Genomic DNA, 19578 nt, shown 5'->3' with positions numbered 1-19578 from the left:
GTTCAAGGCCGAAGCCTACATCCTGACCAAGGAAGAGGGCGGCCGCCACACCCCGTTCTTCACCAACTACCGTCCGCAGTTCTACTTCCGCACCACCGACGTGACCGGTGTGGTGCACCTGCCGGAAAGCACCGAGATGGTGATGCCGGGCGACAACATCGCGATGGAAGTGCACCTGATCGTGCCGATCGCGATGGAAGAAAAGCTGCGCTTCGCTATCCGCGAAGGCGGCCGCACGGTTGGAGCAGGCGTCGTCGCCGCGATCATCGAGTAACAACTCGAGCGACGTGATGAGCTTGGGGAAGCCGCGCATACGCTTTGCCGTATGCGCGGCTTTTCTTTTAGCTTTCGCTGGGCCGGTGGCAGGCGAGGCGGCTTGTCCGGACCGGCCGCCGTGCAAAGGTTGCGGTTGCAGGGGCGGTCCCGGCTATCGCACGCCGGATGGTCACTGCGTCGGTTTCCGCGAACTCGACCGGGTGTGCGGGACCCCGCCGAGCCGCTGCGTGTTCGAGAATGCGCCGGGCACCGGCGCCAACCGGGAATGCGCGCTGGCGCGCCCGGCGCGGCCCGGATCGAAGCCGGCCGCAGAGCCAGCCCCCAACGCGGCAGTGGAATAGACCAAAGCCTAACCGCGCATCCCACTTGCCAGCAGGGGGGTGCCTATGCTTCAACCGGCGCGTTCGGCGGCGACGCCGGCCCTAGGAGTGTAGCTCAATTGGTAGAGCACCGGTCTCCAAAACCGGGGGTTGGGAGTTCGAGCCTCTCCACTCCTGCCAGGCGCGCTCCGTAAATCTGACAGCTGGTTGAAACTGAACGGCTTTTCTGTCTGCGGTGGGTTGCCGCGACGGTCCCGTGCGCGGCTCTGTCCACCGCCGCGCAGCTTGACGTTTTGCCGAACTCGCCATACAAGGCCTCACTCGCTGCCGGCCCGCTTCGACGGATTTCCGGCGCGGCTTTGATTTCCCGAAAATTGGGCCCGTTGTCGGCTCATCCCCGGCGAGGTTCGCCAGGGTTGGGTTCACCGGGGCTGTTCGGATTTCTGAAACACCCACATTCGACTGATCTGGATCACACGATGGCCTTCAGCCCGTTCAAATTCCTGCAGGAAGTGCGGAGCGAGACCGCCAAGGTGACCTGGCCGACCCGCCGCGAGACCTCGATCACCACGATCATGGTGTTCGTGATGGTGGCGCTGGCTTCGATCTTCTTTTTTGCCGCCGACCAGGTGATCAGCGTTCTGATCCGCCTGTTGCTCGGCGTTTGACGGCAGGCCCCTTACCATGAGCATGCGCTGGTATATCGTCCACGCCTATTCGAACTTCGAAAAGAAGGTCGCCGAATCGATCAAGGAGCAGGCCAAGCAACGCGGCCTGGAAGATCTGTTCGAGCAGGTGCTGGTGCCGACCGAGAAGGTCACCGAGGTGCGCCGCGGCCGCAAGGTCGACGCCGAGCGCAAGTTCTTCCCGGGCTACGTGCTGGTGAAGATGAACCTCACCGACGAAGCCTTCCACCTGATCAAGAACACCCCGAAGGTCACCGGCTTCCTCGGCGCCGAGAACAAGCCGATGCCGATCTCGGAGTCCGAGGCGATGCGCATCCTGCACCAGGTGCAGGAAGGTGTGGAGCGCCCGAAGGCGTCGGTGTCGTTCGAGATCGGCGAGAACGTTCGCGTCGCCGACGGTCCGTTCGCGTCGTTCTCCGGCGTGGTCGAGGAAATCGACGAGGCGCGTTCGCGCGTGAAGGTCGCGGTGTCGATCTTCGGCCGCGCGACCCCGGTCGAACTGGAATTCGGTCAGGTCGAGAAGGTCTGATCGTTCGAGGTCGTGGCAGGGCTGTTACCTTGCCACGGCGTCATTGCCGGGCTTGACCCGGCAATCCATCCTCTTCGAATGAAGCGGATGGATGCCCGGATCAAGTCCGGGCATGACGGGAGTGAGCGGGGGCTTGCGCCTTGCTCAAAAGCGACGTGGGAGGCGGGCCGGTGATCGCCAGTCATCGGAAAGCGCCCCACCACGGAACCTGAAACCGCCGGTTCGCCGGCAACAGGAGAGTTGGTATGGCAAAGAAAGTGACCGGATACCTGAAGTTGCAGGTGCCGGCCGGAGCGGCGAACCCGTCGCCTCCGATCGGTCCCGCGCTTGGTCAGCGCGGCCTCAACATCATGGAGTTCTGCAAGGCGTTCAACGCGCAGACCCAGAAGGAAGAGAAGAACACGCCGATTCCGGTGGTGATCACGATCTACGCCGATCGTTCGTTCACCTTCGAGATGAAGACCCCGCCGATGTCCTACTTCCTCAAGCAGGCGGCCAAGATCCAGTCCGGCTCCAAGGCGCCGGGCCGTGACTTCGTCGGCAAGGTGACCTCCGCGCAGGTGCGCGAGATCGCCGAGAAGAAGATGAAGGATCTCAATTGCGACACCGTCGATTCGGCCATGCGCATGGTCGAGGGCTCTGCCCGTTCGATGGGCCTGCGGGTCGAGGGGTAAGGCGAACATGGCAATCGGTAAGCGTCTGAAGAAGATCCGGGAAGGCATCGACCGCACCAAGCTGTATCCGCTCGACGAAGCGGTGAAGCTGGTCAAGGAGCGCGCCATCTCGAAGTTCGACGAGACCATCGAGGTCGCGATCAACCTCGGCGTCGATCCGCGTCACGCTGACCAGATGGTCCGCGGCGTGGTCATGCTGCCGAACGGCACCGGCCGCACCGTGCGCGTCGGCGTGTTCGCGCGTGGCGCCAAGGCGGACGAAGCCAAGGCTGCGGGCGCCGACGTCGTCGGCGCGGAAGATCTGGTGGAGCAGGTTCAGGCCGGCAACATCAACTTCGACCGCTGCATCGCCACTCCGGACATGATGCCCCTGGTCGGCCGCCTCGGTAAGGTGCTCGGCCCGCGCGGCATGATGCCGAACCCGAAGATCGGCACGGTGACCATGGACGTCGCCGGCGCGGTCAAGGGTGCCAAGGGCGGTTCGGTCGAGTTCCGCGTCGAGAAGGCCGGTATCATCCAGGCCGGTGTCGGCAAGGCCTCGTTCGACGCCGACAAGCTGGTGGAGAACATCAAGGCGCTCGCGGACGCGGTCAACAAGGCCAAGCCGACCGGCGCCAAGGGTACCTACATTCAGCGCGTCGCGGTGTCCTCGACCATGGGCCCGGGCGTGAAGGTCGAGCCGGGCACCGTCCACTAAGTCCGTTGCCCGGACGATGACGATTTGAAGAGGGCGGACGGGGTAACCCGTTCGCCCTTTTTGTTTGCTCGCAAAACAACAAAAAAAACGGGAGGGGCAGAAATGGCCGACAAGGTTCTGGTGGCGTCGCGGTTCGGGCGGTCGATGCTGGGGAGATTTGCCGAGCGGTTCGAGCTTCTGGAGACCGCCGGCAAACCGGCCGATCAGGTGTTCAGTGCCGCCGAGCTCGCCGATGTCCGGGCGCTGCTGACGATGGGCGGCCAGCCGCTCGGCCGCGAGACGTTCGACATGCTGCCGGCGCTCGGCGCGGTGGTCTGCTACGGCACCGGCTATGACGGCGTCGACCTGAAGGCTGCCGCCGAGCGCGGCATCGTGGTCGGCAACAGCCCGGCAGCGAATGCCTCCGCGGTCGCCGATCTGGCGCTGGCGCTGCTGTTGGCGCTGATGCGGCGGGTGCTGCCGGCCGACGCCTATGTGCGGGCCGGGGGCTGGTCCGGCGCCAAGCCGTCGCCGATGCTGAAGCCGCCGCGCGGACTGACCGGCGCCAAGGTCGGGGTCTATGGCATCGGCGAGATCGGCCGCAAGATTGCCGCCCGGGTCGCCGGCTTCGAGACCGAGGTCGCCTATCACAGCCGCAGCCGCCACGACGTGCCCTACACCTATATTGGCAGCCTCACCGAACTGGTGGAGTGGTGCGACGTGCTGCTGGTCGCGGTCCGCGCCGGCCCGGATACCGAGAACATCATTGATGCCGGGATGCTGAAGCGGCTCGGGCCGAGCGGTGTCGTGGTCAACATCTCGCGCGGTTCGGTGATCGATCAGCCGGCGCTGATCGCCGCTCTGGCCGATGGCACGATCGCTGGGGCCGGCCTCGACGTGTTCGCGCAGGAACCGTACGCGCCGGATGCGCTGGCCGAGTTTCCGAACGTGGTGCTGACGCCGCATATCGGCGGCCACACCCAGGAAGCCCACCGCGCGATGCAGGATTGCGTCATCGCCAATCTGGCGGCGTTCTTCGCGGGGAAGCCGCTGCCGAATCCGGTGCAGGGGTAACACTTCCGGCCTCAGGCCACGCCGACGGGTTCGGAACTGCCGCCAGATCGGCAGCCGAACCCGCAACAGGGACAAGGACATCGTTCCTTCGGTTCATCGTCTCGCTGAAGATGAGCGGGCGGGCCGGCGCCTCTTGTCGGATCGGTGAGTCGGTCGACCGGGAGGCTTGCGCGGCCCGGCTCGATCCGGCAGGATTCACCTCGTCGCTGCCGCCGCGGCCCCCTAGAGTGGGCGCCTATGCCAAAATCGTGCCGATTGGCGAAGTTTGCTCTTGGCAAGCGCATTAAGACTCGCTAAACACCCCGCTCCGGGCGTGCCGGCTGTGGCTGGCGCGCCCGTGCGCGCATTCCAATGACCTGATCGATAGGAGACTGTTCCTTCAACTCATCCACCCGGATCGCTGAAGGATACAGAACACTGTCGCTCGATCGGAATGCGGGCAGGGATCGGAAAGGTCGATGGGCCGGCTCGCCGGACTATTTGCCAGAACGATCTTGGTCCTGTCCAAGACTGCAGGCGCCGAAGCGGAAGCGTACGTTTCCTCAAAGGCTTAATCATACGGCCTGCATAGACGGGTGAAGACCGGATTTTGTGTCCCAACGCTACGGGCGTCGGGATGCGGATAGGGTTCGAACCTCGACACCCCGTTCGGGCGAAGGCGATCAGCCGGAGCCGGTTCGGGAGGGCAGGCAATTCACGATCGTCTCGCCCTACGTGTCCTTGGAGGCTTGTGCCTCGGGGTCGGGTTGGAGCGGGACGGTGGGTGCAACCCGGTGGTCCTGCTCGTAGGGACCGCCAACCGGAGAGAGCTTGCTGTGGAAAGAGCGGCAAAAAAAGAGGCGGTCGAATCGCTGAATGGTCTGTTCCAGACCACCAGCGTCGCGATCGTCGCTCACTATTCCGGCCTCACCGTTGCCCAGATGCAGAAGCTGCGCCAGCAGATGAAGCAGGCGGGCGCCTCGGTGAAGGTTTCGAAGAACCGTCTCGCCAAAATTGCTCTTGAAGGCACCGACGTCGCAGCCATCGGCTCCCTGCTGAAGGGGCCGACTGTGATCGCTACATCCAGCGATCCGGTGGCGGCGCCGAAAGTTGCCGTCGAATTCGCCAAGGCGAACGAGAAGTTCGTCATTCTCGGCGGTTCGATGGGCACAACCGTCCTGAACGTCGATGGCGTCAAGGCTCTTGCCTCGTTGCCGTCGCTCGATGAACTGCGCGCCAAGCTGGTCGGCCTCGTCCAGGCCCCGGCGACCAAGATCGCGCAGGTCACCACCGCTCCGGCTGCGAAGCTGGCCCGCGTGGTTCAGGCTTATGCCTCCAAAAGCGAAGCGGCCTGACGCTTCACTCCCAATCAACCCTGGTTCGAACTGATACCCGTAAGGAACTGATTCAATGGCTGATCTGCAGAAGATTGTTGACGACCTCTCGAGCCTCACCGTGCTCGAAGCCGCTGAGCTCGCCAAGATGCTCGAAGAGAAGTGGGGCGTCTCGGCCGCTGCGGCCGTCGCGGTTGCCGCTGCTCCGGGCGCCGGTGGCGCTGCCGCTCCGGCGGAAGAGAAGACCGACTTCACCGTTGTCCTGGCCTCGGCCGGCGACAAGAAGATCGAGGTGATCAAGGAAGTTCGCGCCATCACCGGCCTGGGCCTCAAGGAAGCCAAGGATCTGGTCGAAGGCGCTCCGAAACCGCTCAAGGAAGGCGTCAACAAGGAAGAAGCCGACAAGATCAAGGCCCAGCTCGAGAAGGCTGGCGCCAAGGTCGAGCTCAAGTAAGCCGATCGGTTTGGCCGGGCCCGGGTCTCCCCGGGTCCGGCACGATCGCGGTTCGGGCCTTCGGGTCCGGGCGGCAACGGCGAGGCGGGCTGCGGTGTGCCCGAACGAGCCGTCACAGGAATGTGTGGAAAGACGCGGGGACAACCCCTCGAATCTCCACATTGCCGTCCCATATTGGTCCGGCAGCACGAAAGCGCAGGCGCGAGGACATGGTAATGTGTCCGTGCAGCCTCTGGGAGAATCGGCAATTTCGGGCTTTTTCGGTCTGTGACGATGAGGTTTTCGACGGGCGGGTGCGGCAGCGCCCCGCGCGTCATTTTGCGTTCGGAATTAGTGCTGAGCCGACTTAGGATTTAGTTCCTGAAATCTGGCTCCTGAATTTCGGATGTTCGGTATTCAACCCGGGGGCGAGGCGGCTCGCGCTCCGGAAGGTTCGCCCCACCGGGCGACGAAACGAGAGGCCACGATGGCGCAGCAGACGTTCACCGGTCGCAAACGCGTTCGCAAGTTTTTCGGTCACATCCGGGAAGTCGCGGAGATGCCGAACCTCATCGAGGTTCAGAAGGCGTCTTACGACCAGTTCCTGATGGTCGCCGAACCTCCCGGAGGACGTCCAGACGAGGGTCTGCAGGCGGTGTTCCGGTCGGTCTTCCCGATTTCGGACTTCTCCAACGCCTCGATGCTCGAATTCGTTCGCTACGAATTCGAGCCGCCGAAGTACGACGTCGATGAGTGCCGCCAGCGCGGCATGACCTATGCTGCGCCGCTGAAGGTGACGCTGCGCCTCATCGTGTTCGATATCGACGAGGAAACCGGCGCCCGCTCCGTGAAGGACATCAAGGAGCAGGATGTCTACATGGGCGACATCCCGCTGATGACGATGAACGGTACCTTCATCGTCAACGGTACCGAGCGCGTCATCGTCTCGCAGATGCACCGGTCGCCGGGCGTGTTCTTCGACCACGACAAGGGCAAGACCCACTCGTCGGGCAAGCTGCTGTTCGCCGCCCGCATCATCCCGTATCGCGGTTCCTGGCTCGACATCGAGTTCGACGCCAAGGACATCGTCTATGCGCGTATCGACCGCCGCCGCAAGCTGCCGGTGACGTCGCTGATGTTCGCTCTCGGCCTCGATGGCGAAGAGATCCTGTCGACCTTCTACAACAAGATCCTCTACAAGCGGACCAAGGACGGCTGGCGCGTGCCGTTCGACGTCAACCGCTTCCGCGGCTACTCGACCGTCAACGACCTGATCGACGCCGACACCGGCAAGGTCGTGCTTGAGGCCGGCAAGAAGCTGACCGTGCGTGCCGCCCGCCAGCTGCAGGAAAAGGGCCTCAAGGCGCTGCGGATGTCCGACGAGGAGCTCGTCGGCAACTACCTGGCCGAAGATCTGGTCAACCCGAAGACGGGTGAAATCTACGCGGAAGCCGGTGAGGAAATCACCGACAAGACGCTGAAGATGCTGAACGAGCAGGGCTACAAGGAGCTGCCGCTGCTCGACATCGACCATGTCAACGTCGGCCCGTACATCCGCAACACGCTGAACGCCGACAAGAACATGACGCGTGAAGACGCGCTGTTCGACATCTACCGGGTGATGCGCCCGGGCGAGCCGCCGACCCTCGAGTCCGCGCAGAACATGTTCCAGTCGCTGTTCTTCGACGCCGAGCGCTACGACCTGTCGGCCGTGGGTCGCGTCAAGATGAACATGCGCCTCGACCTCGACGCGCCCGATACCCATCGCACGCTGCGCAAGGAAGACATCCTGGCGGTGATCAAGACCCTGGTCGGCCTGCGGGACGGCAAGGGCGAGATCGACGACATCGACCACCTCGGCAACCGCCGTGTGCGCTCGGTCGGCGAGCTGATGGAGAACCAGTACCGCATCGGCCTGCTCCGCATGGAGCGCGCCATCAAGGAGCGGATGAGCTCGGTCGACATCGACACCGTGATGCCGCAGGACCTGATCAACGCCAAGCCGGCGGCGGCGGCGGTGCGCGAGTTCTTCGGCTCGTCGCAGCTCTCGCAGTTCATGGACCAGACCAACCCGCTGTCGGAGATCACCCACAAGCGGCGCCTGTCGGCGCTCGGCCCGGGCGGTCTGACCCGCGAGCGTGCCGGCTTCGAAGTCCGCGACGTGCATCCGACCCACTACGGCCGTATCTGCCCGATCGAGACGCCGGAAGGTCCGAACATCGGTCTGATCAACTCGCTGGCGACCTTCGCCCGCGTCAACAAATACGGCTTCGTCGAGACCCCGTACCGCAGGGTCAAGGAAGGCCGCGTCACCGACGAGGTGGTGTATCTGTCTGCGATGGAAGAGGGCCGCTACGCGGTCGCTCAGGCCAACGTGTCGCTCGACGCCAAGGGCAAGTTCACCGACGATCTGGTGGTCTGCCGCGCCGGCGGCACCCGCGACGTCGTTCCGATGCCGGCCGACCAGGTCGACTACATGGACGTGTCGCCGAAGCAGCTGGTTTCGGTCGCCGCGGCGCTGATCCCGTTCCTCGAGAACGACGACGCCAACCGCGCGCTGATGGGCTCGAACATGCAGCGCCAGGCGGTGCCGCTGGTTCGCGCCGAGGCGCCGTTCGTCGGCACCGGCATGGAAGGCGTGGTTGCCCGTGACTCGGGCGCGGCGATCGCCGCGCGCCGCACCGGCGTGATCGACCAGATCGACGCGACCCGCGTCGTTATCCGCGCCACCGAGGATCTCGATCCGACCAAGTCGGGCGTCGATATCTATCGGCTGATGAAGTACCAGCGCTCGAACCAGTCGACCTGCATCAACCAGCGTCCGCTGGTGAAGGTCGGTGACCATGTTAAGAAAGGCGACATCATCGCCGACGGTCCGTCGACCGATCTTGGTGAGCTCGCGCTCGGCCGCAACGTGCTCGTCGCGTTCATGCCGTGGAACGGCTACAACTTCGAAGACTCGATCCTGCTCTCCGAGCGGATCGTGAAGGAAGACGTCTTCACTTCGATCCACATCGAAGAGTTCGAAGTGATGGCCCGCGATACCAAGCTGGGTCCGGAGGAAATCACGCGCGATATTCCGAACGTGTCGGAAGAAGCGCTGAAGAACCTCGACGAAGCCGGTATCGTCTACATCGGCGCCGAAGTCCGTGCCGGCGACATCCTGGTCGGCAAGATCACGCCGAAGGGCGAAAGCCCGATGACGCCGGAAGAGAAGCTGCTGCGCGCTATCTTCGGTGAAAAGGCTTCGGACGTTCGCGACACCTCGCTGCGGGTGCCGCCGGGCGTGCAGGGCACCATCGTCGAAGTCCGCGTGTTCAACCGCCACGGCGTCGACAAGGACGAGCGTGCGCTGGCGATCGAGCGGGAAGAGATCGAGCGGCTCGCCAAGGACCGCGACGACGAGCAGGCGATTCTCGACCGTAACGTCTACGGCCGTCTCGCTGACCTGCTCGACGGTCGCCAGGGCATCGCCGGTCCGAAGGGCTTCAAGAAGGACACCAAGATCACCCGCGCGGAGCTCGAGGAGTATCCGAAGTCGCAGTGGTGGCTGTTCGCGGCGCCGAACGACAAGCTGATGGCCGAAATCGAGGCCATGCGGAAGCAGTACGACGAGTCGAAGAAGGGCCTCGAGCAGCGCTTCCTCGACAAGGTCGAGAAGCTGCAGCGCGGCGACGAACTTCCGCCCGGCGTGATGAAGATGGTCAAGGTCTTCGTCGCGGTGAAGCGCAAGATCCAGCCGGGCGACAAGATGGCCGGCCGCCACGGCAACAAGGGTGTGGTGTCGAAGATCGTTCCGATCGAGGACATGCCGTTCCTCGAGGACGGCACTCACGCCGACATCGTGCTGAACCCGCTCGGCGTGCCGAGCCGCATGAACGTCGGTCAGATCCTCGAGACGCATCTCGGCTGGGCGTGCGCGGGCCTCGGCAAGCGCATCGGCCAGACCATCGACACCTACTACCAGAGCCAGGATCTCAAGCCGCTGCGCGAGACCCTGAAGAAGATCTACGGCGAGGACGAGACCATCAAGTCGCTCGACGATGGTGAGCTGCTCGAACTCGGCCGCAATCTCAGCCACGGCGTGCCGATTGCGACCCCGGTGTTCGACGGCGCCAAGGAGACCGACATCGAAGAGATGCTGAAGCTCGCGGGCTTCGACGCTTCGGGTCAGTCGACCGTGTACGACGGCCGCACCGGCGATCAGTTCGATCGTCGTGTCACCGTCGGCTACATCTACATGCTGAAGCTGCATCACCTCGTGGACGACAAGATCCACGCCCGGTCGATCGGTCCGTACTCGCTCGTCACCCAGCAGCCGCTGGGCGGTAAGGCGCAGTTCGGCGGCCAGCGCTTCGGCGAAATGGAGGTGTGGGCGCTCGAAGCTTACGGCGCGGCCTACACGCTGCAGGAAATGCTGACGGTGAAGTCGGACGACGTCGCCGGCCGCACCAAGGTGTACGAGGCGATCGTGCGCGGCGACGACACGTTCGAGGCCGGTATTCCGGAATCGTTCAACGTGCTCGTCAAGGAAATGCGCTCGCTCGGCCTCAACGTCGACCTGCACAACTCCAAGCTGGCGGCGCCGCCTCCGGCCGAGGCTGCCGAGTAACTCAATGAGTCGAGCCCGGCGGCGTGCGCTTTGCGCCGGCCGCCGGGTGTCTCCGCCGCGCCAGCGTCACGCGCGCGACGGGGAGTGCCTCTGGAATTCCGATTTTGCGGCTGGTGACGACCGGCACGCGAGGAGATGGCGATGAACCAGGAAATTATGAATCTGTTCAATCCGACGACGCCGGCTCAGGTCTTCGACCAGATCCGGATCTCGATCGCGTCGCCGGAGAAGATTCTGTCGTGGTCGTACGGCGAGATCAAGAAGCCGGAAACGATCAACTATCGTACCTTCAAGCCCGAGCGCGACGGCCTGTTCTGCGCCCGCATCTTCGGGCCGATCAAGGACTACGAGTGCTTGTGCGGCAAGTACAAGCGGATGAAGTACAAGGGCATCATCTGCGAGAAGTGCTCGGTCGAAGTGACTCTCAGCCGCGTCCGTCGCGAGCGCATGGGCCACATCGAGCTGGCTGCGCCGGTCGCCCACATCTGGTTCCTGAAGTCCTTGCCGTCGCGTATCGGGCAACTGCTCGACATGACGCTGAAGGACCTCGAGCGCATCCTGTACTTCGAATACTACGTGGTGCTGGAGCCGGGCCTCACCGACCTCAAGGAGCGTCAGCTCCTGTCGGAGGAGGAGTACCTGCGCGCCCAGGATCAGTACGGCCAGGACAGCTTCACCGCCATGATCGGCGCGGAAGCGATCCGCGAACTGCTGAAGGGCCTCGAACTCGAAAAGATCGACGCGCAGCTGCGCGCCGAGATGGCCGAGACCGACTCCGACATCAAGCACAAGAAGCTCGCCAAGCGGCTGAAGATCGTCGAAGCGTTCCGCTATTCCGGCAACAAGCCGGAGTGGATGATCCTCACGGTCGTGCCGGTGATCCCGCCGGATCTGCGCCCGCTGGTGCCGCTCGACGGCGGCCGGTTCGCGACCTCGGACCTCAACGACCTGTACCGTCGCGTCATCAACCGTAACAACCGCTTGAAGCGGCTGATGGAGCTGCGCGCGCCGGACATCATCATCCGCAACGAAAAGCGCATGCTGCAGGAAGCTGTGGACGCGCTGTTCGACAACGGCCGCCGCGGCCGCGTCATCACCGGCGCCAACAAGCGTCCGCTGAAGTCGCTCGCCGACATGCTGAAGGGCAAGCAGGGCCGGTTCCGCCAGAACCTGCTCGGCAAGCGCGTCGACTATTCGGGCCGTTCGGTGATCGTGGTCGGTCCCGAGCTCAAGCTGCATCAGTGCGGCCTGCCGAAGAAGATGGCGCTCGAACTGTTCAAGCCGTTCATCTACTCGCGGCTCGACGCCAAGGGTCTGTCGACCACCGTCAAGCAGGCCAAGAAGCTGGTGGAGAAGGAGCGGCCGGAGGTTTGGGACATCCTCGATGAGGTGATCCGCGAACATCCGGTGCTGCTGAACCGCGCGCCGACGCTGCATCGTCTCGGCATTCAGGCGTTCGAGCCGGTGCTGATCGAAGGCAAGGCGATCCAGCTGCATCCTCTGGTGTGCTCGGCGTTCAACGCCGACTTCGACGGCGACCAGATGGCCGTGCACGTTCCGCTGTCGCTCGAAGCGCAGCTGGAAGCGCGCGTCCTGATGATGTCGACCAACAACATCCTGCATCCGGCGAACGGCCAGCCGATCATCGTGCCGTCGCAGGACATCGTGCTCGGCCTGTACTACCTGTCGATCATGCGGGAAGGGCTGCCGGGCGAGGGCAAGGTGTTTGCCGACCTCGCCGAGCTCGAGCACGCGCTGTACTCGAAGGTCATCCACCTCCACACCAAGATCAAGTATCGCTGGCATTGGGTGAACGAGGAAGGCCAGAACACGGTCCGTCTGCTGGAGACCACCGCCGGCCGCATCCTGCTCGGTCAGGTGCTGCCGAAGTCGCCGAAGCTGCCGTTCGACGTCATCAACAAGCTGATGACCAAGCGCGAGATCTCCGGCGTCATCGACCAGGTCTATCGTCACTGCGGTCAGAAGGAGACGGTGATCTTCTGCGACCGGATCATGGCGCTCGGCTTCTTCAACGCGTTCAAGGCCGGCATCTCGTTCGGCAAGGACGACATGGTCGTGCCGGGTTCGAAGTGGAAGATCGTCGACTCGACCCGTACGCTGGCGAAGGACTTCGAGCAGCAGTACAACGACGGTCTCATCACCCACGGCGAGAAGTACAACAAGGTGGTCGACGCCTGGTCGAAGGCCACCGAAGAAATCGCCAAGGAGATGATGAAGGAGATCTCCGCGGTTCGGAAGGCGCCGGACGGCTCCGAACAGCAGGTCAACTCGATCTACATGATGGCCCACTCCGGTGCGCGTGGTTCGCCCGCGCAGATGCGTCAGCTCGCCGGTATGCGCGGCCTGATGGCCAAGCCGTCGGGTGAAATCATCGAGACGCCGATCATCTCGAACTTCAAGGAAGGTCTGTCGGTTCTCGAGTACTTCAACTCGACCCACGGCGCCCGTAAGGGTCTGGCCGACACCGCGCTCAAGACCGCGAACTCGGGTTACCTGACCCGCCGTCTGGTCGACGTGGCGCAGGACTGCATCATCACGCAGGCCGACTGCGGCACCTCGCTCGGCATCAAGATGCGGGCGATCGTCGACGCCGGCACCGTGGTCGCTTCGCTGGGCAGCCGTATCCTCGGCCGCACCGCGGGCGAGGACGTGCGCGACCCGGCCACCAACGAGATCATCGTCAAGCGCGGTGATCTGATGGAGGAGCGGGACGTCGAGGCGATCCACCAGGCCGGCGTTCAGGAAGTGAAGATCCGCTCGGCACTGACCTGCGAGCTGGTCAACGGCATCTGCGGCAAGTGCTACGGGCGCGACCTCGCCCGCGGCACCCCGGTCAACCACGGCGAAGCGGTCGGCGTGATCGCGGCGCAGTCGATCGGTGAGCCGGGTACGCAGCTGACGATGCGTACCTTCCACATCGGTGGTGCGGCGCAGATCAACGAGCAGTCGGTGATCGAGTCGAACTTCGAGGGCAAGATCGTCATCAAGAACCGCGCCATCGCCCGCAACGGCGAAGGCCACAATGTTGCGATGGTCCGCAACATGGTGATCGCGATCGTCGATCCGGACGGCTCCGAGCGTGCCACCCATCGCATCCAGTACGGCGCGCGCGTGCACGTCGACGAGGGCGATATGGTCAAGCGCGGCCAGCGTATCGCCGAGTGGGATCCGTACACCCGTCCGATCCTCACCGAGGTCGAGGGTACCATCGACTTCGAGGATCTGATCGAGGATCAGTCGATCTCCGAAACGCTCGACGAGTCGACCGGTATCGCCAAGCGTATCGTTATCGACTGGCGCTCGACCCGCGGTGGTGCGGATCTGCGTCCGGCGATCGTGATCAAGGGCAAGGACGGCAAGGTGCTGAAGCTGGCGCGCGGCGGTGACGCCCGCTACATGCTGTCGGTCGACGCAATTCTGTCGGTCGACGTCGGCGCCCAGGTCAAGCCCGGCGACATCCTCGCGCGTATCTCGACCGAGAGCGCCAAGACCCGCGACATCACCGGCGGTCTGCCGCGGGTGGCGGAGCTGTTCGAGGCACGGCGGCCGAAGGATGCGGCGATCATCGCCGAGATCGCCGGCACCATCCGGTTCGGTCGCGACTACAAGAACAAGCGCCGGCTCTCGATCGAGCCGCTCGACAAGAACGAGGAAGCGCGCGAGTACCTGATCCCGAAGGGCAAGCACATCCACTTGCAGGACGGCGACGTCGTCGAAAAGGGCGACTTCATCGTCGAGGGCAATCCGGCACCGCACGACATCCTGGCGATCAAGGGCATCGAAGAACTCGCGGCCTATCTCGTCAACGAAATCCAGGAGGTCTATCGACTCCAGGGCGTGTTGATCAACGACAAGCACATCGAGGTGATCGTTCGCCAGATGCTGCAGAAGATCGAGATCACCGACCAGGGCGATACCGACATGATCTCGGGCGAGCAGGTCGACAAGATCGAGTTCAACGCGGTCAACGCCAAGGCGGTCGAAGAGGGCAAGAAGCCGGCAACCGGCAATCCTGTGCTGCTCGGCATCACCAAGGCGAGCTTGCAGACCCGCTCGTTCTTCTCGGCGGCGTCGTTCCAGGAGACCACCCGGGTGCTCACCGAAGCCGCGGTCAACGGCAAGGTGGATCCGCTGGAAGGCCTCAAGGAAAACGTCATCGTCGGCCGGCTGATCCCGGCGGGTACTGGCGCCTCGATGGCCAAGATCCGCGAAGTGGCGATGAAGCGCGATCGTCTGATCCTCGACGAGCGCGAGAAGCAGGCGGCGATCGTTCCGGCCGCTGCGCCGGAAGCCGAACCGCTGTCGCTGCCGCCGGCAGAGTAACGTTCGCTTCTGCCATTCAATCCTGGGAAGGGCCGGCCTTGTGCCGGCCTTTCTCATATCTGGGCCGCATTCCGGGCCTTTTGCCGCCACCTTACGGGTTGTTCATCTTCCCTTCAGGTGAAAGGCGCCTTGCTGTATGCCGAACGACGGGAATCCGGCACAGGGGCGCCGTTTCGCCGTCAAAACCAGCCCCAAGTCGCTGAAGTCACGCTGATTTTCTCGGAGAATCACGCCTCGACCGACGGCGCGGAGCAGAGACACGCTGCGTGGCGATCGATGCCGCGGGATGTTGAAAGAGCACCATGTTTGACCTTGCAATCGTAGGTGGCGGCCCGGGCGGTCTGATGAGCGCCTGGTATCTCAAACGAAAGCTCGGGGGCCTGTGCAAGGTCACCATCTTCGAGGCCTCCGATCGGCTCGGCGGCAAGATCGTCACCCAGAAATTCGAGACCGCGCCGGCGATGTATGAGGCGGGCGTCGCCGAACTCTACGATTACTCGATGACCGGCCCGGATCCGCTGCGGGAACTGGTGCAGCACTTCGGCCTGCAGACCATTCCGATGGATGCCGAGCAGGTGCAGCTCGACGGCGAACTGCTCAACGACGTGCCGGGCATGCGCAAGAAGTACGGCGACAAGACCGCCGAGGCGATCGTCGCGTTCCGCAAGAAGTGCACCGAGCAGATGACGCCGACCCAGTATTACGAGGGCGTCGGCGCGCACGACAACGAACACCCCTGGGCCTGGACCAATTGCGAGCAGCTGCTCGACAAGGAGGTCGAGGACTCTACCGCCAAGCGCTTCTTCAAGGTGATGGCGAAGTCCGACATCGCCACCGAGAGCCACAACACCAACGGCCTCAACGCGCTCAAGAACTTCGTGATGGATATCGACGGCTATATCGGCCTGTATTCGATCCAGAACGGCAACGAGCAGCTGATCGAGTGCCTGCGCTCGGAGATCGACGCCGACATCCAGTTCAATCACCGCGTCCTCAAGGTCGGCAAGACCGAGAGCGGCCGCTATGAGCTGAACATGATGAACGGCAAGGGGCCGGAGACGCGCGACTTCGATCTCGTGCTGATGTGCCTGCCGCACAACTGGCTCGCCACGCTGAGCTGGGGCAACGAGCAGCTGCGCAAGGCGATGGTCAAGCACGTCGCCTATTTCGATCGCCCGGCGCACTACCTGCGGATCTCGATGCTGTTCGATTCCCCGTTCTGGGGCGACAAGATCCCGGGCTCGTGGTTCATGTCGGAAGCGTTCGGCGGCTGCTGCGTCTACAACGAAGGCTCGCGCCACGACGTCGGCAAATACGGCGTGCTCAACTTCCTGATCGCCGGCTCGGACGCGCTGGCGTTCTCCAACCTGACCGACAAGGAGCTGATCGAGCTGGCGCTGAAGTCGCTGCCGGCCGAGCTCGGCGACGTCCGCGGGCATTTCCTCGAAGGCAAGACCCACCGCTGGCTGTCGTCGGTGAACTGCATCCCCGGCGGCCTGCCGGTGCGCGACGTCATGACCAACCATCGCCCCGAGCCGAAGAACCATCCGGGCTTCGTCATCGTCGGCGACTATCTGTTCGACTCGACGCTGAACGGTCTGCTCGACTCCTCCGACGCCGCCACCGACATCATCGTCACCGAAACGATGAAGCTGCGCCGTGCCCGCGCCCAGGACGGCAAGCCGGTCTCCGACAAGATCGACCGCGACTATTTCGAGAACTATCGCAACCAGGGCCCGTATCGCGAGGTCTGGAGCCGGTTCACCGATCCGGACTATCTGATCCAGACCATCAAGACGGTTTGGGACAAGCCGGGCGGCTACAAGCTGCTGGTCGCCGGCGCCGCCAGCGGCGAGCTGGTCGGCGCGCTGCGCGAGCGCGGCATCGATGCCTACGGCGTCGAGAACAACCGCTACATCCACGGCAAGACGCCGGAGGCGCTGAAGCCCTACAACAAGCTCGGTTCGGTCGCCGAACTGCCGTTCGAAGACGAAGAGTTCGACTTCGTGTTCGAAACCAGCCTGTGCCACCTCGCCGAGAACCGCGTCGTCAAGGCGATCCGCGAGCTGCATCGCGTCGCGCGCACCGGCGTAATCTTCGGCTCGGTCACCAGCGACATGGATCCGGGCGTGATCGACCGCTACGACCTGCTGCGCGGCGTCAAGAAGCTCGGCACTTGGTGGGAATGGTCGGAGCTGTTCTTCAACAACGGCTTCGACCTGTCGGTGCATCGCAACGATTGCGGCGACGCGCTGTGGGAGCTGGCGGTGAAGGCGGGCAGGGGCCCGGGCCAATGGTACAGCGACGCCGACAGCCTGCGCTATTCGTTCTTCGACAAGGTCGACGACGAGGGGGACGACGACTGAGCCAAGGTCGTCGCGGACGGCTCGCGTTCGCTTCAGCAGATCCGGCGCCGTGGCTTTGAACGAGTCACGGCGTCGCTTATTGTAGTCCTGCGGTCCGGCCACCTAGCGGTTTTCAATTCATGGCGCGCAAGCCCAATCCTCCCGTCACCCCGGACTCTCCGCCAGGCGACAAGTCCGCCGCGCCGCCGCTGGCCGATGCCGCCGCCGGCAGTCCTGCGCCGGGCAGTGAAGGCACCGCCGCCCCGGCCTCGCCGCTCGACGAGAAGTTCGCGCTGCCGGTCGGCGCCGCAGCGCCGGTGGTGCCGACCACCAAGCCTCCGGTGAAGCAGCTGATCGCCGACAAGGTCCCGGCCGCTCCCGTGCCCGGCGCCAAAGCCGCCGCGGCGGACGACGGCGATGATGACGATGAGGACGACGACGAGGAGGATGACGACGACGACGACGACGACGAGGAGGAACTCGTCGTCTTCACCGCGCGTGAGGCCGCCGGCGCATTCGCGACGGTCGCCGGCTTCATCCGGCCGGTCGTTGCCAACTACAAAAAGATGCTGGCGTTCGTGGTGTTCGGCGTGGTCGTCGAAACGCTGTTCAACGTCATCATGCCGCTCAGCCTGAAGTTCCTGATCGACGACGCGCTCGGCGAGGAGGACTTCCACGAACTCTACAAGATCCTGTCGATCCTCGGCGTCGCCGGCGTCATCACCTCGATCATCGCGGTGTGGTACGAGCGATGGGATGCCCGGCTCTCCGCGGCGGTGATCTCCGACGTCCGCACCCGGCTGTTCGAACACGTCCAGCGCCTGCCGGCCGGGTATTTCGCCCGCACCAAGCGCGGCGAGATCCTGTCGCGGTTCTCGATCGACATGGCGGCGTTCTCGCGAGTGGTGGAGATCCTCGCCAACACCGCGCTGCTGCCGTTCCTCGAATTGGTCGCCGGCGTCGTCCTGATGCTGTTCCTGAACTGGCAGCTCGCAGTGTTGGCGCTGTTGATCTTCCCGATCACGCTGATCGGGCCGCGCATCCTGACGCCGAAGGCGGTGCAGGCGAACTACGAGCAGAAGGTGCAGGAAGCCGGGCTGCTCGGCCTGGTGCAGGAAAATGTCGGCGCCCAGGCGGTGGTCAAGGCGTTCAGCCTGCAGCGCAAGATGTTCGGCTTCTTCTCGCTGCGCAATCAGGCGACGCGGCAGAAGATGGCGCAGGCCACCTTCCTGACCTCGATGGTCGAACGCAGCGTCACCGTCGCGGTGCTGATGCTGCATTTGATGGTGCTGGCGCTCGGCGCCTATCTGGCGACCACCGGTCAGATCACCGTCGGCACCTTCGTCACCTTCGAAAGTGCGTTCTGGGAGGTGTCATACAACATCGCCCATCTGATGCAGTTCATCCCGGTGTCGATCCAGGCGGCCGCCGCGGTGCGCCACATGCAGGAGCTGCTCGACGAGAAGACCCCGATCGCCGACAAGCCGGGCGCCGCCGAGATGCCGCGCATCGTCGACAACATCGCGTTCGAGCGGGTGTCGTTCGCCTATGAGGGCGCCGAGCAGCCGGTGATCGACAATCTCAGTCTCAAGCTGAAGGCCGGCAAAACCATCGCGATCGTCGGCCCGAGCGGCTCGGGCAAGAGCACGCTGCTCAACATGGTGTTGCGGCTGTACGACCCGACCGAAGGCCGGGTCTCGGTCGACGGCGTCGACATCCGCAACGTGACGCTGGATTCGCTGCGCCGGAGCATGGCCGTGGTGTTCCAGGAGAACATGCTGTTCAACATGTCGATCCGCGACAACATCCGGCTCGGCAAGGAAGGCGCGACCGACGCCGAGGTCGAGCAGGCCGCCAAGAAGGCGGAGATCCACCGCTTCATCATGAGCCTGCCGCAGAAGTACGACACCGTGGTCGGCGAGCGCGGCGACACGCTGTCCGGCGGCCAGCGCCAGCGCATCGCGATCGCCCGCGCGGTCGTCCGCGATCCTTCGGTGCTGCTGCTCGACGAGGCGACCTCTGCGCTCGACCAGACCACCGAGGCGGCGATCAACAAGACGCTGATGAAGCTGGCGCGCGGCCGCACCATGATCTTCTCGACCCACCGCCTGACCTCGGTGGTCGATATGGACGAAATCGTCGTCGTTTCCGGCGGGCAGGCGATCGAGCGCGGCTCGCACAAGGAGCTGCTCGCCAAGAACGGCGTCTATCGCAAGCTGTGGGACGACCAGAAACGCCACGGCGCCGGCGATGATGACGACGATGAGGATGACGACGACGAGTGAGCGGCGGGGGC

At 64.1% G+C, this 19578-nt stretch carries 11 protein-coding genes, 1 tRNA gene and 1 pseudogene; all 13 read left to right on the top strand.

Annotated features, from left to right (window positions below):
• Positions 1-274, top strand: a pseudogene (tuf, locus tag VRZ08_RS24285) (elongation factor Tu); the annotation flags it as partial.
• Positions 275-700: 426 nt separating this feature from the next.
• Positions 701-776, top strand: a tRNA-Trp gene (locus tag VRZ08_RS24280).
• Between the two features lie 299 nt (positions 777-1075).
• Positions 1076-1264 (top strand): preprotein translocase subunit SecE, encoded by a 189-nt coding sequence (gene secE / locus VRZ08_RS24275; protein ID WP_012496665.1) that lies wholly within the window; start codon positions 1076-1078, stop codon positions 1262-1264.
• 16 nt (positions 1265-1280) lie between these two features.
• Positions 1281-1811, top strand: coding sequence for a transcription termination/antitermination protein NusG (gene nusG / locus VRZ08_RS24270; protein ID WP_011158817.1), 531 nt, complete (start codon positions 1281-1283; stop codon positions 1809-1811).
• Positions 1812-2056: 245 nt separating this feature from the next.
• Positions 2057-2485, top strand: a complete 429-nt coding sequence (rplK, locus tag VRZ08_RS24265) for a 50S ribosomal protein L11 (RefSeq protein ID WP_107345094.1) — start codon at positions 2057-2059, stop codon at positions 2483-2485.
• Positions 2486-2492: 7 nt separating this feature from the next.
• On the top strand, positions 2493-3182 hold the full coding sequence (gene rplA, locus VRZ08_RS24260; RefSeq protein ID WP_012496664.1) for a 50S ribosomal protein L1: 690 nt from the start codon (positions 2493-2495) through the stop codon (positions 3180-3182).
• 102 nt (positions 3183-3284) lie between these two features.
• Positions 3285-4235, top strand: a complete 951-nt coding sequence (locus tag VRZ08_RS24255) for a 2-hydroxyacid dehydrogenase (RefSeq protein WP_414534166.1) — start codon at positions 3285-3287, stop codon at positions 4233-4235.
• An 815-nt stretch (positions 4236-5050) separates the two neighbouring features.
• On the top strand, positions 5051-5569 hold the full coding sequence (rplJ, locus tag VRZ08_RS24250) for a 50S ribosomal protein L10 (protein WP_107345092.1): 519 nt from the start codon (positions 5051-5053) through the stop codon (positions 5567-5569).
• Between the two features lie 55 nt (positions 5570-5624).
• Positions 5625-6002 (top strand): 50S ribosomal protein L7/L12, encoded by a 378-nt coding sequence (gene rplL / locus VRZ08_RS24245; RefSeq protein WP_107345091.1) that lies wholly within the window; start codon positions 5625-5627, stop codon positions 6000-6002.
• Between the two features lie 466 nt (positions 6003-6468).
• Positions 6469-10593 carry a DNA-directed RNA polymerase subunit beta gene (rpoB, locus tag VRZ08_RS24240; RefSeq protein ID WP_107356139.1) on the top strand — a complete coding sequence of 1375 codons (4125 nt, stop codon included), beginning with the start codon at positions 6469-6471 and terminating at the stop codon, positions 10591-10593.
• Positions 10594-10734: 141 nt separating this feature from the next.
• The gene (gene rpoC, locus VRZ08_RS24235; RefSeq protein WP_107346649.1) at positions 10735-14937 is read left to right on the top strand and encodes a DNA-directed RNA polymerase subunit beta'; all 4203 of its coding nucleotides are present in this window, start codon (positions 10735-10737) and stop codon (positions 14935-14937) included.
• 302 nt (positions 14938-15239) lie between these two features.
• The gene (locus VRZ08_RS24230) at positions 15240-17303 is read left to right on the top strand and encodes an FAD-dependent oxidoreductase (RefSeq protein WP_107356138.1); all 2064 of its coding nucleotides are present in this window, start codon (positions 15240-15242) and stop codon (positions 17301-17303) included.
• 119 nt (positions 17304-17422) lie between these two features.
• Positions 17423-19567 carry an ATP-binding cassette domain-containing protein gene (locus VRZ08_RS24225; RefSeq protein WP_414534165.1) on the top strand — a complete coding sequence of 715 codons (2145 nt, stop codon included), beginning with the start codon at positions 17423-17425 and terminating at the stop codon, positions 19565-19567.
• The last annotated feature ends 11 nt before the right edge of the window (positions 19568-19578 follow it).

The sequence above is a fragment of the Rhodopseudomonas sp. G2_2311 genome (assembly GCF_047501505.1).
Taxonomy (GTDB): domain Bacteria; phylum Pseudomonadota; class Alphaproteobacteria; order Rhizobiales; family Xanthobacteraceae; genus Rhodopseudomonas; species Rhodopseudomonas palustris_H.
Note: the sequence above shows the minus strand (reverse complement) of the source record. Positions and strands in the feature narration are given on the sequence as shown.